The sequence below is a fragment of the Citrobacter sp. 506 genome (genome assembly GCF_050434985.1).
Classification (GTDB): domain Bacteria; phylum Pseudomonadota; class Gammaproteobacteria; order Enterobacterales; family Enterobacteriaceae; genus Citrobacter; species Citrobacter braakii.
The window spans coordinates 1-23,922 of record NZ_JBNDJN010000007.1 but is presented as its reverse complement, the minus strand read 5'-3'; the positions used below and the strand labels follow the sequence as shown (position 1 = coordinate 23,922).

General features: G+C 50.7%; 23 protein-coding genes. 10 read left to right on the top strand and 13 right to left on the bottom strand.

Translation table 11 applies throughout. From position 1 onward, the window contains the following. Positions 1-12 precede the first annotated feature (12 nt). The 4 genes from ABIE10_RS21280 to yihU all read right to left on the bottom strand — a co-directional run bounded on the left by ABIE10_RS21280 (position 13) and on the right by yihU (position 4,361). Complete coding sequence (locus ABIE10_RS21280; RefSeq protein WP_049041375.1) at positions 13-1,446, bottom strand: MFS transporter; 1,434 nt, start codon at positions 1,444-1,446, stop codon at positions 13-15. A 69-nt stretch (positions 1,447-1,515) separates the two neighbouring features. Then, on the bottom strand, positions 1,516-2,526 hold the full coding sequence (locus ABIE10_RS21275) for a zinc-dependent alcohol dehydrogenase (protein ID WP_016157869.1): 1,011 nt from the start codon (positions 2,524-2,526) through the stop codon (positions 1,516-1,518). A 31-nt stretch (positions 2,527-2,557) separates the two neighbouring features. Continuing rightward, the gene (locus tag ABIE10_RS21270; RefSeq protein WP_016157868.1) at positions 2,558-3,445 is read right to left on the bottom strand and encodes an aldolase; all 888 of its coding nucleotides are present in this window, start codon (positions 3,443-3,445) and stop codon (positions 2,558-2,560) included. A 25-nt stretch (positions 3,446-3,470) separates the two neighbouring features. Next, positions 3,471-4,361: a sulfolactaldehyde 3-reductase gene (gene yihU / locus ABIE10_RS21265; RefSeq protein WP_131405483.1), complete on the bottom strand. Its 891-nt coding sequence runs from the start codon at positions 4,359-4,361 to the stop codon at positions 3,471-3,473. Positions 4,362-4,533: 172 nt separating this feature from the next. Here yihU and ABIE10_RS21260 point away from each other — a divergent pair, with 172 nt between their 5' ends. After that, positions 4,534-5,430 carry a sugar kinase gene (locus tag ABIE10_RS21260; RefSeq protein WP_016157866.1) on the top strand — a complete coding sequence of 299 codons (897 nt, stop codon included), beginning with the start codon at positions 4,534-4,536 and terminating at the stop codon, positions 5,428-5,430. 39 nt (positions 5,431-5,469) lie between these two features. Then, positions 5,470-6,258 (top strand): DeoR/GlpR family DNA-binding transcription regulator, encoded by a 789-nt coding sequence (locus tag ABIE10_RS21255; RefSeq protein WP_016157865.1) that lies wholly within the window; start codon positions 5,470-5,472, stop codon positions 6,256-6,258. A 66-nt stretch (positions 6,259-6,324) separates the two neighbouring features. Here the strand turns inward: ABIE10_RS21255 and typA are convergent, their stop codons facing one another. Further along, the gene (gene typA / locus ABIE10_RS21250; RefSeq protein WP_008786988.1) at positions 6,325-8,148 is read right to left on the bottom strand and encodes a ribosome-dependent GTPase TypA; all 1,824 of its coding nucleotides are present in this window, start codon (positions 8,146-8,148) and stop codon (positions 6,325-6,327) included. 380 nt (positions 8,149-8,528) lie between these two features. Between typA and glnA the strand changes: the two genes are divergently transcribed. The 4 genes from glnA to ABIE10_RS21230 all read left to right on the top strand — a co-directional run bounded on the left by glnA (position 8,529) and on the right by ABIE10_RS21230 (position 12,835). Next, positions 8,529-9,938, top strand: coding sequence for a glutamate--ammonia ligase (gene glnA / locus ABIE10_RS21245; protein WP_003028638.1), 1,410 nt, complete (start codon positions 8,529-8,531; stop codon positions 9,936-9,938). A gap of 203 nt (positions 9,939-10,141) precedes the next feature. After that, positions 10,142-11,191, top strand: coding sequence for a nitrogen regulation protein NR(II) (glnL, locus tag ABIE10_RS21240; RefSeq protein ID WP_016155163.1), 1,050 nt, complete (start codon positions 10,142-10,144; stop codon positions 11,189-11,191). Between the two features lie 11 nt (positions 11,192-11,202). After that, positions 11,203-12,612 carry a nitrogen regulation protein NR(I) gene (gene glnG, locus ABIE10_RS21235; protein ID WP_016155162.1) on the top strand — a complete coding sequence of 470 codons (1,410 nt, stop codon included), beginning with the start codon at positions 11,203-11,205 and terminating at the stop codon, positions 12,610-12,612. A gap of 112 nt (positions 12,613-12,724) precedes the next feature. Beyond that, positions 12,725-12,835 carry a YshB family small membrane protein gene (locus tag ABIE10_RS21230; RefSeq protein ID WP_003028631.1) on the top strand — a complete coding sequence of 37 codons (111 nt, stop codon included), beginning with the start codon at positions 12,725-12,727 and terminating at the stop codon, positions 12,833-12,835. A gap of 87 nt (positions 12,836-12,922) precedes the next feature. Here ABIE10_RS21230 and hemN read toward each other — a convergent pair whose 3' ends face one another. The 3 genes from hemN to ABIE10_RS21215 all read right to left on the bottom strand — a co-directional run bounded on the left by hemN (position 12,923) and on the right by ABIE10_RS21215 (position 15,273). Next, entirely contained in the window at positions 12,923-14,296 is a 1,374-nt protein-coding gene (gene hemN / locus ABIE10_RS21225; RefSeq protein WP_429156974.1) for an oxygen-independent coproporphyrinogen III oxidase, read from the bottom strand. A gap of 188 nt (positions 14,297-14,484) precedes the next feature. Continuing rightward, positions 14,485-14,994, bottom strand: coding sequence for a Der GTPase-activating protein YihI (yihI, locus tag ABIE10_RS21220; protein ID WP_019077947.1), 510 nt, complete (start codon positions 14,992-14,994; stop codon positions 14,485-14,487). A gap of 105 nt (positions 14,995-15,099) precedes the next feature. Further along, a complete protein-coding gene (locus tag ABIE10_RS21215; protein ID WP_233896666.1) occupies positions 15,100-15,273 on the bottom strand; it encodes a hypothetical protein in 174 nt (57 codons plus the stop codon). Between the two features lie 284 nt (positions 15,274-15,557). Here ABIE10_RS21215 and yihA point away from each other — a divergent pair, with 284 nt between their 5' ends. Continuing rightward, entirely contained in the window at positions 15,558-16,190 is a 633-nt protein-coding gene (gene yihA / locus ABIE10_RS21210; protein WP_005121851.1) for a ribosome biogenesis GTP-binding protein YihA/YsxC, read from the top strand. Positions 16,191-16,523: 333 nt separating this feature from the next. Here yihA and polA read toward each other — a convergent pair whose 3' ends face one another. Continuing rightward, on the bottom strand, positions 16,524-19,310 hold the full coding sequence (gene polA, locus ABIE10_RS21205) for a DNA polymerase I (protein WP_016155158.1): 2,787 nt from the start codon (positions 19,308-19,310) through the stop codon (positions 16,524-16,526). 215 nt (positions 19,311-19,525) lie between these two features. Next, positions 19,526-19,861: a hypothetical protein gene (locus ABIE10_RS21200; protein WP_233616984.1), complete on the bottom strand. Its 336-nt coding sequence runs from the start codon at positions 19,859-19,861 to the stop codon at positions 19,526-19,528. Here ABIE10_RS21200 and ABIE10_RS21195 point away from each other — a divergent pair. Then, positions 19,746-20,615 carry an acyltransferase gene (locus ABIE10_RS21195; protein ID WP_429157046.1) on the top strand — a complete coding sequence of 290 codons (870 nt, stop codon included), beginning with the start codon at positions 19,746-19,748 and terminating at the stop codon, positions 20,613-20,615. The two genes, ABIE10_RS21200 and ABIE10_RS21195, sit on opposite strands and share 116 nt — an antisense overlap. 13 nt (positions 20,616-20,628) lie before the next feature. Here the strand turns inward: ABIE10_RS21195 and dsbA are convergent, their stop codons facing one another. The 3 genes from dsbA to ABIE10_RS21180 all read right to left on the bottom strand — a co-directional run bounded on the left by dsbA (position 20,629) and on the right by ABIE10_RS21180 (position 22,601). Then, positions 20,629-21,252: a thiol:disulfide interchange protein DsbA gene (gene dsbA / locus ABIE10_RS21190; protein ID WP_429156972.1), complete on the bottom strand. Its 624-nt coding sequence runs from the start codon at positions 21,250-21,252 to the stop codon at positions 20,629-20,631. 16 nt (positions 21,253-21,268) lie between these two features. Continuing rightward, on the bottom strand, positions 21,269-22,255 hold the full coding sequence (locus ABIE10_RS21185) for a serine/threonine protein kinase (protein WP_046275259.1): 987 nt from the start codon (positions 22,253-22,255) through the stop codon (positions 21,269-21,271). Positions 22,256-22,331: 76 nt separating this feature from the next. Then, entirely contained in the window at positions 22,332-22,601 is a 270-nt protein-coding gene (locus ABIE10_RS21180; protein ID WP_003028616.1) for a YihD family protein, read from the bottom strand. 69 nt (positions 22,602-22,670) lie between these two features. Here ABIE10_RS21180 and mobA point away from each other — a divergent pair, with 69 nt between their 5' ends. Continuing rightward, on the top strand, positions 22,671-23,255 hold the full coding sequence (mobA, locus tag ABIE10_RS21175; RefSeq protein WP_429156969.1) for a molybdenum cofactor guanylyltransferase MobA: 585 nt from the start codon (positions 22,671-22,673) through the stop codon (positions 23,253-23,255). Beyond that, complete coding sequence (gene mobB, locus ABIE10_RS21170; RefSeq protein WP_016155153.1) at positions 23,252-23,755, top strand: molybdopterin-guanine dinucleotide biosynthesis protein MobB; 504 nt, start codon at positions 23,252-23,254, stop codon at positions 23,753-23,755. Before mobA ends, mobB begins: the two co-directional genes overlap by 4 nt. The last annotated feature ends 167 nt before the right edge of the window (positions 23,756-23,922 follow it).

The following is a 23,922-nucleotide window of genomic DNA, read 5'->3' as shown; positions in this document are numbered from 1 at the left end:
CGCGCTTGCTTGTTATTTATCCAGCTCAGCCAGTACCTCAGCGTCTTCAGCGTCAACGTTTGCACCAAGTGGTTCCCACTTAATCAACACGCATGTCAAGAAGCCGAGAAAAGGAACAATTGCCAGCCAATAGAACGCTTCTGTCTTTAATGCACCCCACAACATTGGCCAGAAAATAAGTCCGGCAATCGCCCCAGTACGCATAATTGCACGAGCAAATCCTACGCCTGTCGGGCGAATAGATGGCGGATAAGAAAGTGTGGCAATGGTCATTCCCAGGCCGCCCGGGCCCGCTGAATGGAAGAAAATGATCGCGCCCAACAAACCTAAAGAAAGCCATGGGTTGGTGGTTGCTAATGCACCTAAAGCCAGTAATGCAACCGTTACGACGGCGAAACCATACATCGACTGAAGGCGAGTTCCCAAACGCTGGAGGATAAGTGAACCAATCAATCCACCTGTAATGCCACACAGGGCATTCACTACCGCAGAACCGCTAAGTGCCCCGGTTAATCCACCGCTCAGTATTCCCGCCAAAGTCAGCGGTAAATAAACGCCCACGGCGTTATATTGCCAGGCTTGCATCGTCGCCACAACGCAGCCGAGAATGGTACGTTTGCGATAACGTGAGTTAAATAAAATCCCATACCCGCCATGAAACTTACTTTCTGTTTTTTCAGCAGAAATATCATCGCTTTTTGACTTGGCAGCAACACGAGCATGAACACCATAGCGTTTAGCCAGAATATCGCAGGCTTTATCATAACGTCCGACTCGTGCGGCCCACATTGCGGATTCGCCAATGAAGAAATAGCGTAGGATCATGATAATGATGGCAAAAATAGCACCAATGAAAATACCATAGCGCCATAATTGCTCTTCTGCGATACCCGACAACAGCAGTGGAAGCAGCACAAGATAGACGACCGTAGTTGATACATACCAGGCCATTTGCCAGAGATTAACCGATGAACCGGTTTTCTTAGATGTTGAGCCGCGTAGTTCTGCCACCGCATTTGTTGCCAGCGGGAAATCAATACCCAAGCCAAATCCCATGATTACGCGACACACCAGCACCCACCAGATGTTCGGGGCTATCGCGACAGCTGCGGCACCTATTGTGCACAGGCCCATTCCGATGATAAATGCACGCTTTTGACCAAAGCGGTTAATCACACGGTTCGCCAGCAATCCACCAATTAGAGCGGCAACTAAAACAGAGGCGTTAACCGTCGCCGCCAGCCCCGGCGAAATACCAAATTGCAATGCAATATATTTATTACCAAACCCCACCATCGCCGCCTGATAGGCATCAATTAGAATGCCGCCAAGAGCGATAAAAATGACGCCGACACTGGTGTTTACTGCTGAATGTTTATTAACAATATCAATCACGTCCTGGGGACGACCGATCGAGTAAGGTGTAGGACTGGTGATGTGACTCATCGCAGCATCCTTTTTCATTGTTGTAGGATGGCGCTACCCTTAAGCAGCGCCAGACAGAGGGTTACAGCATCAAACCTCAGCAAATTGCAGCATGACTTTTATAGAGTCATTTTGCTGCGCACGTTCAAACGCCTTATCCGCATCTTCGACAGGGAAGAGATCGGTCACCAGTTCGCTGGTGTCAAACCGCCCATCCGCAAGCCATTCAATCACGGCATCGAAGTCTTCCGGAATATACATGCCGGAATTCAACAAATCGCGTTCGAAGCGCTGCATCATCGGAAGAGGAATTTCACGTGGGCCACTCGGTACCCCCATGCACACTACCGTTCCGCCAGCATAAACGTGGGTAAATGCATCATTCAGCGTGGTCTGGGCAGCAACAACATCAATTGCCCCCGTAAAACGGACCTGTGCATCCAATTCCCCCGGAGCCCAGACTTCCGTGGCACCTAGCTTTAACGACAACGCGCGCTTAGCGGCATCAGGTTCGATGACGGTGATCTTTCCCGCGCCCATGATGCGCAATGCTTGAACGATGGATAAGCCAATTGTCCCTGCACCAATCACTAGTACACTTTCCAATGACGCTTTCGGCATACGGCTCACGCAATGACGCGCGCAGGCTGCGGGCTCAGCGAAAGCCAGTGCTTTTAGTGGTAACGAAGCAGGTGCAACATGGCAGTTTCGTGCAGGTACAATGTGCTGCGAGCGGGCAAAACCCGGCGCCCGAAAGCCAGCAACCTGTGGCGGCTCACACAGATTAAAGCGACCCGCTTTACAAGCACGGCACTCCATGCAGGCCATTATTGGGTCGACTACGACATGATCGCCCAGCTTAACATTCGTCACTTCACTGCCCACTTCAGTTACGCGTGCCGCAATTTCATGTCCAGGCACAACCGGAGGTTTTGCAAATGGGTGCCCTCCCTTCAGTACATGCAGATCAGAGCCACATATTCCGTAAAACACCGGAGCAATGCGGACTTCTTGCGGTTTAAGTTCCTGGTGCGGCAGCTCAACATATTGGGTGGTCACCTTCCCAATATCAGAAAATAGAACTTGGGTAATCTTATCCATGGTTCTTCTCCAGATTCGTTAAAATGGGTGATTAACGCTGAGAAATCCCTTCATCGACGATTTCTGCCAGGCGTTGTAAGCGTGGAACCGACACATCACGCAACATTGTTTGCGGATCTTGAGCACCAACAACCGATGCCCAAACGGCACGCCCTGCCAGGAATCCGGAAGCTCCCCCCTTCATGGCGATACGGACCGCGCGGCCAAAAATATCCGCATCAACACCAGAAGAGAGAATGACCCACGGCATTTTCATTTGTTCATGCAACTTTTGACACGCAGCAAGTAGGGTCTGTTCATCACCTTTGCCGCCTAATGGCATTTCAGCTTTATAGAGGTCAGCATCGGTGCAGCCGAGTTCAGCCGCTGCGGCAACGATGGCGCTTTCCCGGTCAAATTCCCAACCACGACGAGGAGGTCGGACAACCGGCTCAATGATGCTGACCAACCCTGCGCTACGGCAGCGTTGAACAAACTCAGCCACCATAGCCAAACGTTCTTCTGCAGGTTCATCTTCACGCCACAGCACCAACAACTTCATGGCTTTCGCACCCATTTCGCGGGCTTTATGCGGATCAATCGCTCTATCAATTTCGACACTATCAACTGGAATACCATTACCCGGAACAAAATGGTCAGCCGCCACAATCAGTCCACATGAATCAGCGACTGCACCTTGAGAGACAATCTGATCGAGACAAAATTGTTTATCTGCCAGAACCGCTGAAGCGTAGGGAGACAGAATTTGTGTTGCTGCAACTTTAAAATCAGTCAATACGCTGTCGGCAACCGGTTTAGGATATCCAGACGCTGCAAACATCAGGCGCATTGCTTCACGCTGATCAACGGCCAGCATGGCAAATCCACCGCCAGGGCGAGAAATATCTTTCAGCGTGTATGGGGTATTGTGGGAAGACATAATAACTCCTGTAACTATTTAAAATTTATAGTGAATCTGGTCGGCCAGCCTGCTGACGAACCTGAGATAACAACGCACTCCAGTCCTGACGGCCTCGACCGTTCTCGCTGGCACGGGTGTAATAGGTTTCTGCTGCAATGCCCATATTGAGCGGCGCACCGATCTGACTAGCGACATCGACGGCAATACGCAGGTCTTTCAACGCGAGGTCCACCATGAATGCCGGAGAAAGATCTCCTTTAAGTACCTTGCCAGGCCAGGTTGTCGTAAAGTGCCCCTTACCTGCGGCAGTACCGCTCATGACCTTAATGGCCACATCAAGGCTCAAACCCAATGATTCGCAAAGTACAGCGGCTTCCGCTGACAAGGCGTTCAGCGCAATACTCATATAGTTATTGATGAGCTTTACACGGATCCCCATACCGGGACCGCCAGCTTCCACCAGTTCATTTCCCATACACATCAGCACAGGGCGAGCGCGTTCAACCTGTTCAGGCGTTCCACCAGCAAGAATCAGCAGCGTGCCGTCAATCGCGTTAACTGACGTTCTGCCCACGGGGGCATCCATCATGCTGATGCCTTTCTCTCTCATCTCATGAATCAATGCATCGGTCTGCAATGGATGAATCGTGGACATGTCAATAACCAATGCATTGGGGGACAGGCCTTCGCTGACGCCATCTTTACCCAGCAGAACTTGCCGAACGATGTCGCCATTTGGCAGCATAGTGATAATGAATTCAGCATCTTTAGCGGCTTCAGCAGGGGTTTGAGCAGCAGTCGCACCTTTTTGTACTAATTCATTGACTGCCTGTTGGTTTACGTCGAACACACGCAAAGCATGTCCCTTTTGCAATAGATTATTAGCCATTGGGCTGCCCATCTGGCCCAAGCCCAAAAATGCAACGGTTGTCATGAATGCTCTCCTGTCTCAGGTTGACAAAATAATTACAATTAAAAATTCGTTTTCGTCTGTTTTTGAGCATATTTGTAATTTATGACTAAAAACAAGACACATGTCACTAATTTGATCATTTATGTCATTAAAATGAACAAAAGAAGACAAGATCACACAGGAATAAACAAATATGACCAGAATTGCTTGTATTGGAATCACCGTTCAGGACCGTATTTATTCTTTAAACGACCTGCCCAATGGCGGGGGTAAATATCAATCTAATCAATACCTTGAAACAGGTGGCGGCCCAGCCGCAACAGCGGCTGTCGCCATTGCCCGGCTCGGTATTGACGTTGATTTTATAGGTCGCGTAGGCGATGACAGTTGCGGGAATACTTTGCTTAACGAACTTCAGGTCTGGGGGGTTAATACCGAGTTTTGTCGGCAATACCCGAATTCCCGTTCATCTCAGTCCGCAATATTGGTCGATCAGCACGGAGAACGCATCATCGTGAACTATCCAAGCCCAGATCTTGGTACAGATGCTCAGTGGTTGGAGTCGATTGATTTTTCTCGATATGACATCGTTCTGGCCGATGTACGTTGGCATGAAGGGACGTTGAAATCCTTCGAGCTGGCACGTGCCGCAGGTGTCCCAACACTGCTGGATGCCGATATGACTCCACAAGACATAACCCCATTGGTAGCACTTGCCGACCATGCAGTTTTTTCAACCCCAGGTCTGAAGAGAATGACAGGGCAGAATGATGCACAACTGGCACTTAAACTGGCCTCTAAGCATACCAATGGTAAAGTGTACGTTACGCTTGGTAGTGAAGGATCACTATGGATTGAAAATGGGCAAACGTGCCAACAAACTGCATTTTCTGTCAATGTTGTGGATACAACTGGGGCAGGCGATGTTTTCCACGGTGCTATGGCGGCAGCTCTCGCAGAGAAAATGTCTACTGATCAAGCTATCCGTTTCGCAAGTGCTGTGGCGGCGATGAAATGCACTCAGGCAGGCGGACGAGCCGGAATTCCTAATCGTGCGCAAACCGAATCATTTTTGTCACTTTATGCGTAAAATAGCCGACAATTACGGGGAAGAGGTCCAGGAGTATTCATGAGCATCATTGAAGTCACCGGTAATCCGCGTCACGATCAACTTGTTCATTACATTTCAGAACGCGGCTATATGAATATTGAAGAGCTCGCACAATTGCTGGATGTTTCCACACAAACCGTGCGCCGAGATATTCGTAAGTTGAGTGAACAGGGTCTGATCACCCGACACCATGGTGGAGCCGGACGTGTATCCAGCATCATGAATACCGCCTTCGAACAGCGAGAGTTGTCCCTCATTCAGGAAAAAGAAGCGATAGCGGAGGCTGTTGCTGATTATCTTCCTGAACGCTGCACGGTTTTTATTACCATTGGTACTACGGTAGAAGCCGTCGCACGAGCTTTGCTGAACCGCCGGGACCTACGCATAATTACTAACAGTCTTCGCGTTGCGCAGATCTTATATAAGAATCAAGATCTTGAGGTCATGGTACCCGGTGGAACGTTACGTGCTCATAATGGTGGTATTGTTGGTCCAGGAGCAGTGAACTTTATTGAAGGATTTAGAGCCGACTATTTGATTACCAGTATTGGTGCCATTGAGGAAGACGGCACACTATTGGAATTTGACGTTAACGAAGCGCTTGTCGCCAAAACGATGATTAAGCATGCACGTAATACGCTGTTAGTTGCTGATCATACTAAGTTTACCGCCTCAGCCGCTGTATCCATCGGTAATATGCGTAAAATTCGGGCATTTTTTACCGATTCCCAACCACCAAATTCATTCAAGCAATTGCTTGATTTAGAAAATATTGAGCTAGTCATTGCAGAGCAGGAAACAACCTGATCTTTTAGATAAAAAAAGCCGCTGAAATCAGCGGCTTTTTTATGCTTAACTGAGAAAGAGCGTTAATTACTCTTCTTTCGCGCCACGCATTGCACGGCGACGATCGTTTTCAGTCAGGTGACGCTTACGGATACGGATAGAGGTTGGGGTAACTTCTACCAGTTCGTCGTCATCGATGAATTCCAGAGCCTGCTCCAGAGTCATCTTAACCGGCGGAACCAGAACCGTTGCTTCGTCAGTACCGGACGCACGCATGTTGGTCAGTTTCTTACCGGTCAGGCAGTTTACAGTCAGGTCGTTAGAGCGGCTGTGAATACCGATGATCTGGCCTTCGTAAACTTCAGCACCGTGACCCAGGAACAGCTTACCGCGGTCCTGCAGGCTGAACAGTGCGAACGCAACTGCTTTACCCTGGCCGTTGGAGATCAGTACGCCGTTCTGACGCTGACCCACATCACCCGCACGAACATCGTCGTAGTGGCTGAAGGTGGAGTACAGCAGACCGGTACCGGAAGTCATGGTCATGAATTCTGAACGGAAGCCGATCAGACCACGGCTTGGGATCACGTAGTCAAGACGTACGCGGCCTTTGCCATCTGGATTCATGTTTTTCAGGTCGCCTTTACGCTCACCCAGAGCCTGCATGACAGAACCCTGATGCTGCTCTTCTACGTCCAGCGTTACGTTTTCGAACGGCTCTTGTTTACGGCCGTCGATTTCGCGGAAGATTACTTTCGGACGGGAAACCGCCATTTCGAAACCTTCACGACGCATGTTCTCGATCAGAACAGACAGGTGAAGCTCACCACGACCGGATACACGGAACGCATCCGCATCTTCGGTTTCTTCGACGCGCAGCGCAACGTTGTGCACCAGCTCTTTGTTCAGGCGGTCAAGGATCTGACGAGAGGTAACATATTTACCTTCTTTACCACAGAACGGGGAGGTGTTTACGCAGAAGAACATGGTTACGGTCGGTTCATCAACGGACAGAGCCGGCAGCGCTTCGACGTTCTGCGGGTCGCAGATGGTGTCGGAGATGTTCAGTTCGCCCAGACCGGTGATCGCGATGATATCGCCCGCTTCGGCAATATCACTCTCGATACGTTCCAGACCCAGATGGGTCAGAACTTTACCGACTTTACCGTTACGGGTTTTGCCTTCGCTATCAATGATAGTGATCTGCTGGTTCGGTTTAACTTTACCGCGTTTGATACGGCCGATGCCGATTACGCCAACGTAGTTGTTGTAGTCCAGCTGAGAGATTTGCATCTGCAGCGGGCCATCAAGGTCTACGCTTGGAGCCGGAACACGATCAACGATGGTCTGATACAGCGGAGTCATGTCTTCAGCCATATCTTCGTGATCCAGACCTGCGATACCGTTCAGCGCGGAAGCGTAAACGATCGGGAAGTCCAGCTGCTCGTCGGTAGCGTCGAGGTTAACGAACAGGTCAAATACCTGATCAACAACCCAGTCAGGACGCGCGCCAGGGCGGTCAACTTTGTTGATAACAACAATTGGCTTCAGGCCATGGGCAAAGGCTTTTTTGGTCACGAAGCGCGTCTGCGGCATCGGACCATCCATTGCATCCACCACCAGCAGCACGGAGTCGACCATGGACATTACACGTTCAACTTCACCACCGAAGTCGGCGTGCCCTGGGGTATCAACGATGTTGATACGGTAGTCATTCCATTTGATAGCGGTGTTTTTAGCGAGGATGGTAATCCCACGCTCTTTCTCCAAATCGTTGGAGTCCATCACGCGCTCTTGGGTTTCAGCACGTGCATCGAACGTACCGGATTGTTGGAGCAGCTTGTCTACCAGGGTCGTTTTACCATGGTCTACGTGCGCGATGATGGCGATGTTACGCAAATTTTCGATCACAACTTTGCCTCAGGCATTTTAGAAATAGCGCGTTATTGTACACGGATTAATCGCAGTACAAAACAGGATCACAAACATCCTCCGCAAACAAGTATTGCAGAGTTTCTTTGTGATCACATTCACGGAGCGTTAAAAGGGGTAATCTGACATGCTTTGCACCAATATGGTGCTTAATGTTCACATTAAAGCACTATAATGGTGCAATACAACCTTCATGGTGCAGCCCCTTTGCACGATAGTGCGCATGATAACGCCTTTTAGGGGCAATTTAAAAGTTGGCACAGATTTCGCTTTATATTTTTTACGGCGACACGGCCAATTTTTTGCAGAATTGAAGACTTCGTTACCACGACGACCATGACCAATCCGGGAGAGTAAGTATGTCCGCTGAACACGTTTTGACGATGCTGAACGAACACGAAGTGAAGTTTGTTGATTTACGCTTCACTGATACCAAAGGTAAAGAACAGCACGTCACTATTCCTGCTCATCAGGTAAATGCCGAATTCTTTGAAGAAGGCAAAATGTTTGACGGCTCCTCAATCGGTGGCTGGAAAGGCATTAACGAATCAGACATGGTTCTGATGCCAGATGCGTCTACTGCACTCATCGACCCGTTCTATGAAGAGTCCACCCTAATCATCCGTTGCGATATCCTGGAACCAGGTACGCTGCAGGGCTACGACCGCGACCCGCGATCCATCGCTAAACGCGCTGAAGAGTATCTGCGTTCTACCGGCATCGCAGACACCGTTCTGTTCGGGCCTGAGCCAGAGTTCTTCCTGTTTGACGACATCCGTTTCGGCGCGTCCATTTCCGGTTCCCACGTGGCTATCGATGACATCGAAGGCGCATGGAACTCCTCCACCAAATACGAAGGTGGTAACAAAGGTCACCGTCCTGGCGTGAAAGGCGGTTACTTCCCGGTTCCTCCGGTAGATTCTTCTCAGGACATCCGTTCTACCATGTGTCTGATCATGGAAGAAATGGGCCTGGTTGTTGAAGCGCATCACCACGAAGTGGCGACCGCAGGTCAGAACGAAATCGCGACCCGCTTTAACACCATGACCAAAAAAGCGGACGAAATTCAGATCTACAAATATGTGGTTCACAACGTCGCTCACCGTTTCGGTAAAACCGCGACCTTTATGCCAAAACCTATGTTTGGCGATAACGGTTCCGGTATGCACTGCCACATGTCTCTGTCCAAGAACGGCGTAAACCTGTTCTCTGGCGACAAATATGCGGGTCTGTCTGAGCAGGCGCTGTTCTACATCGGCGGCGTAATCAAACACGCTAAAGCGATCAACGCCCTGGCTAACCCAACCACCAACTCTTACAAGCGTCTGGTCCCAGGCTACGAAGCGCCGGTAATGCTGGCTTACTCTGCCCGTAACCGTTCTGCTTCTATCCGTATTCCGGTAGTGGCTTCTCCGAAAGCGCGTCGTATCGAAGTGCGTTTCCCGGACCCGGCTGCTAACCCGTACCTGTGCTTCGCAGCACTGCTGATGGCGGGTCTTGACGGTATTAAGAACAAGATCCACCCAGGCGAAGCCATGGATAAAAACCTGTACGACCTGCCGCCGGAAGAAGCGAAAGAGATCCCACAGGTTGCAGGTTCTCTGGAAGAAGCACTGAAAGAACTGGATCTGGACCGTGAGTTCCTGACTGCAGGCGGCGTGTTCACCAATGAAGCGATCGATGCGTACATTACGCTGCGTCGCGAAGAAGATGACCGCGTGCGTATGACTCCGCACCCGGTAGAGTTTGAGCTGTACTACAGCGTTTAATTAGTACCAATACTCCGTAGATTTCTTGTTGCGACCCACGCGGCTGTAGCAAGAAAAATATAGAGTCTTTAAGTTGCCGTGGAACTTTTAGCCCATCCCAGGATGGGCTTTTTTCTCCACTAACAACCTGCTTCCTCGCGCTTTTTTGATGTAAAAAGCTATAATGCACTAAATTGGTGCAACACTTTTCAGGAGACTGCTGAATGGCAACCGGCACGCTGCCCGATGCTGGGCAGATCCTCAATTCTTTAATCAACAGCATCTTACTCGTCGACGATGAGCTGGCGGTACATTACGCCAACCCGGCGGCACAACAGCTGCTCGCCCAAAGCTCCCGCAAACTGTTTGGTACCCCACTTCCCGATCTGTTGAGTTATTTCTCCTTAAACATCGGGCTGATGCGAGAGAGCCTGGAAGCAGGCCAGGGCTTTACGGATAACGAAGTGACGCTGGTGATAGATAGCCACTCACACATCCTCTCTGTGACCGCTCAGAGGCTGCCTGATGGCCTCATCCTGCTGGAGATGGCGCCAATGGATAACCAGCGCCGTCTGAGCCAGGAACAGCTCCAGCACGCCCAGCAGATCGCTGCCCGCGATCTGGTGCGCGGCCTGGCGCACGAAATTAAAAACCCGCTGGGTGGATTACGCGGCGCGGCGCAACTGCTCAGTAAAGCGCTTCCGGACCCGGCGCTGACCGAATATACCAAAGTCATTATTGAGCAGGCCGACCGTCTGCGTAATCTGGTCGACCGTCTGCTGGGACCACAACAGCCGGGAATGCACGTCACGGAAAGTATTCACAAAGTGGCGGAGCGCGTGGTAGCGCTGGTCTCGATGGAGCTGCCGGAAAACGTCACGCTGATTCGTGATTACGACCCGAGTCTGCCTGAATTACTGCACGACCCGGACCAGATCGAGCAGGTTTTGCTGAACATCGTGCGCAATGCTTTGCAGGCGCTGGGACCGGAAGGCGGCGAGATTATTCTGCGTACCCGCACCGCGTTTCAGCTCACGCTGCACGGTATGCGTTATCGTCTGGCGGCGCGGATTGATGTTGAGGATAACGGCCCGGGAATTCCCTCGCATTTGCAGGACACGCTGTTCTACCCAATGGTCAGCGGTCGCGAAGGCGGTACCGGCCTTGGATTATCCATCGCCCGTAATTTGATTGATCAACATTCCGGCAAAATTGAATTTACCAGTTGGCCGGGTCATACCGAGTTCTCGGTTTACCTGCCTATCAGGAAATAAAGGTGACGTTTATGCAACGAGGAATAGTCTGGGTAGTTGATGACGATAGTTCCATCCGTTGGGTGCTTGAACGTGCGCTCGCAGGGGCAGGACTAAGCTGCACTACATTTGAGAGTGGTAAAGAGGTACTGGACGCGCTGGCCAGCAAAACGCCGGACGTACTGCTGTCGGATATCCGCATGCCGGGCATGGACGGCCTGACGCTGTTAAAACAGATCAAACAGCGGCATCCGATGCTTCCGGTCATCATAATGACCGCACACTCCGATCTGGATGCTGCCGTCAGCGCCTACCAGCAAGGGGCGTTTGATTATCTGCCCAAACCTTTTGATATTGATGAAGCCGTGGCGCTGGTCGAACGCGCCATCAGCCATTATCAGGAACAGCAGCAACCGCGTAATGTTCAGATCAACGGCCCAACAACCGACATCATCGGCGAAGCACCGGCAATGCAAGACGTCTTTCGCATTATTGGTCGCCTGTCCCGTTCTTCAATCAGCGTATTGATTAACGGAGAGTCCGGGACCGGTAAAGAGCTGGTCGCCCATGCGTTGCACCGTCATAGCCCGCGCGTCAAAGCACCGTTTATCGCGCTGAACATGGCTGCTATTCCGAAAGATTTGATCGAGTCTGAGCTGTTTGGCCATGAAAAAGGGGCGTTTACCGGGGCGAATACGATTCGTCAGGGGCGCTTTGAACAGGCAGACGGCGGCACGCTGTTCCTCGATGAAATTGGCGATATGCCGCTGGACGTGCAGACACGTTTATTGCGCGTATTAGCCGATGGACAGTTTTACCGCGTTGGCGGTTATGCGCCTGTGAAGGTGGACGTACGTATTATCGCCGCCACGCACCAGAACCTGGAACTGCGGGTGCAGGAAGGCAAATTCCGTGAGGACTTATTCCATCGCCTGAACGTCATCCGGGTGCATCTGCCGCCACTGCGCGAACGTCGGGAAGATATCCCACGCCTGGCGCGTCATTTCCTGCAGGAGGCCGCCCGCGAACTGGGAGTAGAAGCCAAACAATTACACACTGAAACCGAGGCGGCGCTCACCCGTCTGTCATGGCCGGGAAACGTGCGTCAGCTTGAGAATACCTGTCGCTGGTTAACCGTAATGGCCGCCGGACAGGAAGTACTCATTCAGGACTTACCGACCGAACTGTTTGAAACCACCGTGCCTGACGCACCGTCCCATATGCAGCCAGACAGTTGGGCAACCCTGTTGGCACAGTGGGCGGATCGGGCATTACGTTCCGGTCATCAAAACCTGCTTTCAGAGGCTCAACCGGAGATGGAGCGCACGCTGCTGACCACCGCGCTACGTCATACCCAGGGGCATAAACAGGAAGCGGCACGGCTGCTCGGTTGGGGCCGTAATACCTTGACGCGAAAGTTAAAAGAACTCGGAATGGAGTGACGATCGGTCACTGTGTAAAGATTGATAATTGAGCGCAAATTGCTGCTATTTTGCGCTTTACTGTTCCGATGAGTTAAGTATGATCGTGCCCGGCAAACGGGGGGAAGTCATCATGCTGGAATCAATGATAAATCTGCTGTCGAGCGGTGCGGTCGAAAGCCATACGCCACAAACTGCGGTTGCCGCCGTGCTGTGTGCGGCGCTGGTTGGGCTGTTCAGCTAGCGGGTTTGTCGGGTGACGCTTCGCTTACCCGACCTACGTATTGAGATTTCGTAGGCCCGGTAAGCGAAGCGCCACCGGGCAACCCGGCTAAATAACGCGCGAGAACTGCTGCAAACGCGCTTTCTGGCGCAGATATGCATCGAAGCACATGCAAATATTACGAATCAGCAGACGCCCCTTCGACGTAACCTGAATCCCCTTCTCATCCACATCCACCAGCCCATCTTTCGCCAGCGGCGCCAGCAGTTTCAGGTCTTCGGCAAAATAGTCAGCGAAGTTCAGATCCCATTGTTGTTCCACGGCGGTATAGTCGAGGCGGAAATTGCAGATCAGGAGCTTAATAACATCCCGACGAATACAGTCGTCGCGGGTCAGGGCAATTCCGCGCCATAGCGCATTCCCCTGCTCGTCTACCTGCTGGTAATAGTGCTTCAGCTCTTTCTGATTCTGCGCGTAGTTGTCGCCAATCATACTGATGGCCGATACGCCCATCCCCAGCAGCTCGGTATCCCCCTGGGTGGTATAGCCCTGGAAATTGCGATGCAAAACGCCCTCGCGTTGAGCAATGGCCAGTTCGTCATCCGGGCGGGCAAAGTGATCCATGCCAATGAACTGATAGCCAGTTTCGGTCAGTGAAGAGATGGTCTCCTGCAGGATATCCAGCTTCTGCTGCGCGCTGGGCAGGTCAGCATCTTTAATCTTGCGCTGGGCAGCAAACAGCGTCGGCAGGTGCGCGTAGTTAAAGACGCTCAGACGGTCTGGATTCAGCTCAGCCACGCGTTTCAGGGTAAAGGCGAAGCTCTCTGGCGTCTGTTTTGGCAGGCCATAAATCAGATCGATATTCGTTGAGGTAAAGCCAATCTCCCGCGCATGATTCAGCAACGCAAAGATAAACTCTTCATCCTGCTCACGGTTCACCAGGCGCTGAACTTCTTTGTTGAAGTCCTGCACTCCCATGCTCAAACGGTTAAAACCTTCAGCGCGTAAATGATCAAGGACATCCAGCTCGATTTCACGCGGATCCACTTCGATCGAGATTTCGGCGTCGTCGTTAAAGTTGAAATTACCACGCAGCAGTGACATCAAACGGCTGATTTGCGCTTTATTCAGATACGTTGGCGTGCCGCCGCCCCAGTGCAGCTGGCTGACATGGCGTCCGGCGAACAGCGGTGCGCGATGGATAATTTCTTGTTCCAGGGCATCGAGATATTGATCTGCTTTATGCTGCTGGCGAGTCACAATCTTGTTGCAGCCACAGAAGTAGCACAGTTTGTGGCAGAACGGGATGTGAACGTACAGCGAGAGCGGACGCTCAGGATAACGCGCCACGGCCTTTAGAAATGCTTCTGTGCCGTAGTCTTCAGAAAACTCCAGCGCGGTCGGGTACGAGGTATATCGTGGCCCGGAATAGTTATATTTCTGGATCAGGGCCAGGTCCCAGTCTATTAACTGCTCTGACATGCTCACTCCTTCCGATGGCGTCTCTGGCGGGTACGGCGTACCGGCTTAACCCCAGTGCGGGTGATAAGCCGGTTGCGCAGCCACTTCTGTCGCCGCGACAACCGCTGTAGTTTAACGAATAACCACACCAGATAACATATAACCGGAAGGGTTATAAGCAGGACGGGAAGACCCACGGTGTAAAACCGTTAGTTGCCGCCTTTCAGCAGACGCATCATGTCTTCCTGCTTTTCTTCCTCTTCCTCTTCTTCCTCGTCATCGTAAGAAAGACCCAGCTTTTGCATCAGCTCATCGATGCGGTCCAGCTTGGCATCAACCCAGGTCTGATCTTCCGCGCTCAGGGTTTCTCCTGCTTCAAGACGCTCCAGCAGCGCATCCAGGCGCTCATCCGTTTCCAGTAAATCCAACTCAGCCTGTGGTGAAAGCATAGGTTTCTCACTCTTCGGTTTGTGCTGTTTGGTGACTTTTTCGGTCACGCCCAATGGAATGGGGTTTTTGCTGCCAATACGAGGATCTTTTTGCTTATTTTGGTTTCCGCCACCAGATGCACCTTCGCTACCGGACGCACGGCTACCCGCCGCATGACCACGGTGTTTTTTCTGGCGCTTACGGTCGCGAGCTTCCTGATTAATTTCTTCGCGTGTTTTACGACGCGCTTTTGCAGGACCTTTACCGCGTGGTGTAGAAGTTGGTTTCATCATGATTCGTCTTTGGCTGTTTTATTCAGTATATAATTGCGCCGGAATCTAGCAGAAATAAAGAAAAAAGGCGACAGAGTAATCTGTCGCCTTTTTTCCTGACTCTCAACCCTTACGGGCTCTACAATCCTTGTTGGCTATCAACACACCCTGTTTTTCCCTTAGCCTGAAACATTCCGTGTTGTTTCCATTTCCTTTTACTAACGTCTCCAGACGTTTGTCTCCCTGACAATCCTGTGTCTTCGCCTCCTGGCGCTCCTGACCCTCATCCTGAGTCAACTATCCTGTCAGCTTCCTCGCTATGGGCGCTACTTTACCGCTTTGGTTTAAACGTACAAGTAACCTGGGTAACAATTTCGGACTTTAAGAATAGTGCCTTATCTTAACTATATGATTTATTTTGGTTACGTCATTTTTTACTCTGTCATCTCGTATAGAAACTATCGGCAATGTCTCACAAAGTGCGAGGTTTTTACTTACATAGCCTACGCGTCGAAAAACCAGCCTTTTGCTGGGGTTCAGGTATAATCGCTGCAAAGCCCTGATTGATGGAGAGGACTGCTTTGACTAACTTGAATTATCAACAGACGCACTTTGTGATGAGTGCGCCTGATATTCGCCACTTACCTTCCGATACCGGTATCGAAGTGGCTTTTGCTGGCCGTTCCAACGCAGGCAAATCCAGTGCGCTAAATACCCTGACGAATCAAAAGAGTCTGGCGCGTACATCTAAAACGCCGGGTCGTACTCAGCTCATCAACTTGTTTGAAGTCGTTGACGGCAAACGCCTTGTCGATTTGCCAGGATACGGTTATGCCGAAGTTCCGGAAGAGATGAAGCGCAAATGGCAGCGCGCGCTGGCTGAATATCTGGAAAAACGTCAGAGCCTGCAAGGTCTGGTGGTATTGATGGATATTCGTCACCCGCTAAAAGACCTCGACCAGCAGATGATCTTGTGGGCGGTTGAGAGCAACGTTCAGGTTCTGGTACTGCTGACTAAAGCAGACAAGCTGGCCAGCGGTGCGCGCAAAGCCCAGTTGAATATGGTACGTGAAGCCGTACTGGCATTTAACGGTGATGTACAGGTAGAAGCATTTTCATCACTGAAAAAACTGGGCGTGGACAAACTTCGGCAGAAGCTGGATAGCTGGTTTAGTGAACTGGCGCCGATTGAAGAGATGCAGGACGGGGAGTAACCCACCGATATGCCGGATAGCGCCGTTGCGCGTCTTATCCGGCCTACAGCCTGTACGAAACTTTTCTTTCGCACAATAAAAAACGCCCCAGTCATTACTGACTGGGGCGGCTAAAATATTCAGCCAAATCCGATTACGTGAAGTAAAAGGTCTGAAAGATAGAACATCTTACCTCTGTACCCTACGTGAATAACTTTACTCTTTTTTGAGCAGCTCAGAAAGCACTTTTTGTAATTTTTTTTCATTCCTTACATAGGGAATTCTAATGGACATCACAAAAAGTTCTATCTTATGTTGCTTAGTTACGAAAAAGGGGCGTTATTCAGTAAACCCTTAGTGCGCCTGATCCCAGTTTTCGCCACTACCGACTTCCACCAGCAACGGCACATCAATCTGGGTCTCGTTTTCCATCAGTTGATGGATCTTTTTAGAGACGCTTTCGAGGTCATCTTTATGCACTTCAAACACCAGTTCATCGTGTACCTGCATGATCATGCGCACACGTGGTTGCTCGGTTTGCAGCCATCCGTCCACCGCAATCATGGCTCGTTTGATAATGTCTGCGGCAGTACCCTGCATCGGGGCGTTAATTGCCGCGCGCTCTGCACCAGCGCGACGAGCGCCATTACTGGATTTAATATCCGGTAAATAGAGACGACGCCCTTCCAGCGTTTCGACATAACCTTGCTCTTTTGCCTGTGCACGGGTGCGTTCCATATATTCCAGCACGCCAGGGTAGCGTTCGAAGTAGAGGTCCATGTACTTCTGTGCTTCTTTACGCGGAATATTCAACTGGCGCGCCAAACCAAAGGCACTCATCCCGTAGATCAAACCGAAGTTGATGGCTTTCGCGCTGCGGCGTTGTTCACCAGTCACGGAATCCAGCGGTAAGCCGAAGACTTCCGCAGCCGTTGCGCGGTGAATATCTTTCCCTTCGGCAAACGCTGTAAGCAGACCTTTATCACGCGAGAGATGCGCCATTATACGCAGTTCAATCTGTGAGTAGTCGGCGGAGACAATCACGTAGTCTTCTGGCGCAATAAACGCCTGACGAATACGACGACCTTCGTCATTACGTACCGGGATGTTCTGCAGGTTTGGATCCGTGGATGATAAGCGCCCGGTAGCGGTCACCGCCTGGTGATAGGAGGTGTGCACGCGCCCGGTTTTCTTGTTAATCATCAACGGAAGCTTATCCGTATAGGTCGACTTCAGTTTTGCTAAGCCGCGATATTCCAGGATCACTTTCGGCAATGGGTAATCGAGCGCGAGCTCTTCCAGTACCTCTTCCGACGTTGATGGCGCGCCGCCAGGGGTTTTCTTCAGCGGCTTAATACCCTGCTTTTCAAACAGGATAGTTTGCAGTTGCTTGGTGGAAGAGAGGTTAAACGCTTCTCCGGCGATCTCGTGCGCTTTTTGCTCCAGCTCGTTCAAACGCAGCGTCAACTCTTCTGAATGTTTGTGCAGAACAGCCGGATCGATTTTCACACCATTGCGCTCAACGCGAGACAAAACAGGAACCAGCGGCATATCGATATTTTCAAAGACGTTCAGCGGTCCTTTATGCTGCTGCAATTCTGGCCACATTTTGAGATGGAGCTGTAGCGTAACGTCGGCGTCTTCCGCAGCATAACGTCCGGCTTCTTCCAGCGCTATCTGGTTAAAGGTCAGCTGATTTTTGCCCTTTCCGGCGATCTCTTCAAAGGTGATGGTTTTATGTTTCAGCCAGCGGTCCGAGAGGCTGTCCATATCGTGTCGGCCAGCGACGCTGTTAAGAATGTAGGATTCGAGCATGGTGTCAAAGGTGATACCACGCAGTTCAATGCCATAGTTCGCCAGGATACCGCGATCATACTTCAGGTTTTGCCCGACTTTATGCGCGTTCTCATCTTCCAGCAGCGGCTTCAGCAATGCCAGCGCGCGGTCGCGAGCGATCTGATCGGGGGCGTCCAGGTAATCGTGGGCAACAGGAACATATGCAGCCACACCCGGTTCAATGGCAAAAGACAGGCCAACCAGATTCGCAGAGATGTTGTCCAGGCTGTCAGTTTCTGTATCGAAGGCAAAGACAGGCGCTTTTTTCAGCTTCGCAATCCACTCTTCCAGCGTCGCTTCATCCAGAATTGTCACATAGTTATCATACGAGAGAACCGTGGCCGGCCCCTCAGGCGTTTCATCGACGGCGATAGTTTCCTGTGGTTTTGCCGCCGGCTTCGTTCCTTTCGCCTGTAGCCATTTACCCGCTTCAACGTCAGTAACCCAACGCTTGAATTCGTACTGTTTAAACAGGCCAAGTAGTTCATCCGCTGCCGGCTGACGTACTTCCAACTGCTCGCAGGTCAACTCCAGTTCAACATCCGTTTTGATGGTAGCCAATTGATAAGAGAGGTACGCTACCTCTTTATTCTGCTCAAGTTTGCCCGCCATAGTTTTCGCACCACGGAAAGTCAGTCCCGCGATTTTGTCTGATTCAGCATAGAGGGTATCCAGCCCCCCCAACCCCTGCAGCAGAGCCTGCGCGGTTTTTTCACCTACGCCAGGAACGCCAGGGATGTTATCTGAGGAATCCCCCATCAGCGCCAGGAAATCGATGATCAGTTCTGGTGGAACACCATATTTATTCACCACTTCATCCGGGCCGAGGATCGTATTGGTCATGGTGTTGATCAGGGTGATATTCGGCGTCACCAACTGAGCCATATCTTTATCACCGGTACTAATCAGCACCGGACGACCCACCTTCTCTGCTTCCCGCGCCAGCGTACCGATGACATCGTCTGCTTCCACGCCCGAAACGGCCAGCAGTGGCAACCCCATCGCTTTTACCATCGCATGCAGAGGCTCAATCTGCGCACGCAGATCGTCCGGCATGGGTGGGCGGTGTGACTTGTAGTGTTCGAATAACTCATCACGGAAGGTTTTACCCTTAGCGTCGAATACCACCGCAGCATGGGTCGGCTGATATTGCAGAATCAAGCTACGCAGCATGTTGAGGACACCATACATCGCGCCAGTAGGTTCTCCTGCACTGTTAGTCAGCGGCGGGAACGCATGGTATGCGCGATACAGGTAAGAGGAGCCATCTACAAGGATAAGTGGGTTTTCTGGGATCTGAACCATAATGTCCGTGCCTGTTTATCAGATTATGGGTAAAGGATGCCACAGACAGGATGAAAACATGAGTTTTTCGCCGCATTTGTCGAAAAACTTTTGTAGATCTTCTGCTTTGCTCGCAAAGAAGACTGTGGATAACTTTGTGAATAAATAATTTTCAGCTCTTTAAATATAGCAATAAAATTAACACATCATTTATTTTGTACATATATTTCAGAAGCTTAAATAAATTCGTAGCATTTTATTCCATTTATACGGCTTATATCCTGATGTGGATAGATATTCCCTTTTTTTCTATTCAGGGAAGATCCATCATTTGGTTCGTTTTCTGATAAAATCAGCCCCTTGCGCCTCTTTAGCGCACTATCTATGGCTAACCTTTTGAATAATTTAATTATGACGAGAATACTCGCTGCGATAACGCTGTTGCTGAGTATCGTATTGACCATATTGGTCACGATTTTTTGTTCTGTGCCGATCATCCTTGCCGGGGTTGTAAAACTCCTTTTGCCCGTTCCCGTTGTCTGGCGAAAGGTTTCTGTCTTCTGTAATTTCATGATGTACTGCTGGTGTGAAGGTCTGGCGCTACTGCTACACCTCAATCCGCGACTGAAGTGGGATGTCGAGGGGCTGGAAGGTCTTAGCAAGAAAAACTGGTATCTGCTCATTTGTAACCATTACAGCTGGGCTGACATCGTTGTGCTTTGCGTTCTGTTCCGTAAGCACATCCCAATGAATAAATATTTTCTCAAGCAACAACTGGCCTGGGTGCCCTTTATTGGCTTGGCCTGCTGGGCGCTGGATATGCCGTTTATGAAACGCTATTCGCGTGGCTACCTACTCCGTCATCCAGAACGGCGCGGTAAAGATGTCGAAACAACGCGTCGTTCCTGCGAGAAGTTTAGCGTACACCCGACAACTATTGTGAATTTTGTCGAAGGTTCACGCTTTACCAAAGAGAAATGTGAGCAAACCCGCTCTCCTTATCAAAACTTGCTCCCTCCAAAGGCGGCCGGTATTGCGATGGCATTGAACGTACTGGGGTCGCAGTTCGATAAAATGTTGAACGTCACGTTGTGCTATCCGGAAAACAGCAACCGACCGTTCTACGATATGCTGAGCGGTAAGTTAACGCGTATTGTCGTGCGGGTAAATCTGGAGCCAATTCATGAAGAGTTGCACGGTGATTACGTGAACGATAAGGGATTCAAGCGTCGGTTTCAGCTATGGCTTAATACGCTGTGGAGTGAGAAAGACGCGCAGCTCGACGCGATTAAAGCCTCAAATGAAAAAGCCGGTCGGCACAAGTGACCGGCTTTTGCTTTTACTTCTGACCAACCAGATACTTCACGGTATCCGCATACTGTTGTACAAAGATATCCATGCTGCTGGTATCCATGCCCTGCGGATTTACCTGATATTTGCCATTCACGAACATTGCCGGAACGCCCTGCAGCTGTAAATCAGCCGCCGCTTTTTCCTGCTGCGCCACGAGTGATTTCACCACGAAGCTGTTCCATGCCGCATCATAGTCTTCACCTTTAATACCCGCGTCGACAAACACTTTACGGATATCAGCTACAGAATGAACGGTCTGGGTTTTCTGAACACCTTCAAACAACGGAACGGTTACTTGATCTTCAACGCCCAGCGCCATAGCAACGGCCCAAGCTTGCGTCAGATCTTTGCCCAACGGCCCCAGAAACTCGACGTGGTACTTGGTCATCTTGGTGCCTTCAGGCAGTTTTTTCTTCACGTTATCAGAGACGTGAAGAACTTCTTCAAACTGATAGCAGTGCGGGCAGTAGAAGGAGAAGAACTCCAACACTTGCGGTTCACCCGCAACAGGCTTTTCCAGAGTGATGTATTGTTTGCCATCCTGGAACTGCGCTGCAGATGCGCTAAAAGCTAAAACCATACCAGCCAGCGCCAGCCATAATTTTTTCATGTTCAAATTTCTCCGATTAATACATTGGCGTTAATTGTAAGGGGGGCTCTTGCAGAATTTTTGCCTGCTCAATAAAGGTCGCGGTCTGACGATGCCAGTAATCTTCCCCGGTTAACCACGGGAAGTTTTTTGGAAACGCAGGGTCAGCCCAACGTCGAATTAGCCAGGCAAGATAATAAACTAAACGCATAGCGCGTAAAGGTTCTATCAGTCCGATTTCAGAGGTGTCGAACTCACTAAACTCTTCATAAGCCTCGATAATGGTTTCAAGCTGCATGCGTTGTTCAGCTTTATCGCCATTGAGGAGCATCCATAAATCCTGAACAGCCGGGCCATTGCGGGCATCATCTAAATCGACAAACATCGGACCATCGCGCCACAGAATATTACCGGCATGACAATCACCGTGCAGACGTAACGTGGTAAAACGTGCATGCCAGCGTTCGGTAACGACCGCGATAAGCGCATCCGTTGCCTTCAGGAAAGCCGCTTTTTGCCCTGATGGGATCAACTGTGCGTGTTCAAAAAGCTTACGCGGCTCAGTCAGGTATTCTTCAAGGCCAATCGTCGGGCGAAAGGCAAAAGTACGCTTGCATCCGGTCTGATGCATACGTCCCAGATAGCGCCCCACCGCCTCCATCTGATCGATATTGTCGGCCTCAAACTGCCGCCCGCCGACGCTGGGGAAGATCGCATAATGGAAACCCTGATGGCTTAACAGCGTTTGGCCGCTTAGTACCAGCGGTGCAGCTACCGGGACTTCATCGCTTACCAGTTCCAGAGCAAACTGGTGCTCTTCCTGGATCTGATCGACAGACCAACGTTCAGGGCGATAAAACTTAACGACAAAGCGTCGACGGTCTTCGTCCTGGAATTGATAGACACGGTTTTCATAGCTGTTAAGCGGGGTAAGCCCGGAGTCCACCCGGATCCCCTGCTCAAACAGTGCATCCATGATGGTATCCGGGTGTAGCGTCTGGAAATTAAAAGCGTTGTCGTTCATCCCATCATCCGGAAAATACTACGAATGATTCAGGATATCATTTCGCAGCGCTTTCGGTGGTGGCGATTACAAGCTTTTACTCTTTAATTACGCCACGTGCGCGGAGTAGTGCGGTTTTAAAATCTTCTTCATAATCTTTCTGAATACCTGGGATGACGGCGTCTTTCGCCGAGTCACGCATTTTCAGGTGATAGATCAGAATGTCATCAGTTAAATCCGCCAGTTCGCCGTCAAAACCTGACTCTTGCGCCAGTTTCTGTAAAAATTGCATCAGGTTAAGATCGGGTTCCTTCTGCCAGGCCGGCTGGAGGAGTTCAATAACTTCATTCAGACGTTTACATTTCATGGTTGTGCTCCTTAGGCTCAATACAGATACGTTAGCAGGGTCAATCCCACATTAAAAGAGGCGATATCAGTGATTCTGGATAGTGCAATAACAGGGGTTGTGCTGGCAGGCGGTAAGGCCAGACGGATGGGCGGAACCGATAAAGGTCTGCTTGAGCTGGACGGTAAACCTCTTTGGCGGCATGTGGCCGATACCCTCGCTTTACAGGTCGAAACCGTGGTGGTTAATGCCAATCGCCACCGGGATATTTACCAACAAAGCGGCCTGAAAGTTATCCCTGATTCATTGGCCGATTTCCCTGGCCCACTGGCCGGGATGCTATCGGTATTCCTGCAGCAATCGGGGGAGTGGTTTCTGTTCTGCCCGTGCGATATGCCCTATATTCCTCACGATCTGGTCAAACGTTTGAAGGAGCAGCGCAAAGCTGCACCGGTTGTCTGGGTGCATGATGGCGAAAGAGATCATCCGACCATTGCGCTAATGCACCGCACCATGCAACCCTTGCTACAGGATTATCTTCAGTCCGGTGAAAGACGCGTCATGGTCTTTATGCGCCAGGCTGGCGGTCATGCTGTCGATTTCAGCGATCATAAAGATGCGTTCGTGAACGTGAACACCCCTGAAGAACTTGCAAAATGGCAGGATAAATCATGATCCCATTACTCGCTATAGCAGCATGGAGCGGAACGGGAAAAACTACGCTGCTTAAAAAATTGATCCCGGAGCTACGTGCCAGAGGCATTCGTCCCGGATTGATTAAGCATACTCATCACAATATGGATGTTGATAAGCCCGGCAAAGATAGCTATGAGCTACGCAAAGCCGGTGCAGCGCAAACCCTGGTCGCCAGCCAGCAGCGCTGGGCATTAATGGTAGAGACCCCGGAAGAGCCCGAACTGGATTTAGCGTACCTGGTAAGCAGGATGGATGCTTCCACACTGGATATGGTGTTGGTTGAGGGCTTTAAGCATGAACCTGTTGCTAAGATCGTTCTTTTTCGCGACGGTTGCGGGCACAGTCCAGAGGACCTGGCGTTAGACAACTATGTTATCGCGGTTGCCAGTGATATTCCGCTTGCGGTGGATGTTCCATTGTTAGATATCAACGATATACAGCAAGTTGCCGATTTTGTTACGCAATGGATAAGAAGATAGCTGCTGTGTCGTGATACGCCTTTGTAGGCCGGATAAGGCGGGAGGTCACCTCCGGCAGTTTTCACTCCCTGCAGACGCAAAAAAGCCCATCCGGCAGGATGGGCTTCTTCACTTATTTGATGCCTGGCAGTTCCCTACTCTCGCATGGGGAGACCCCACACTACCAT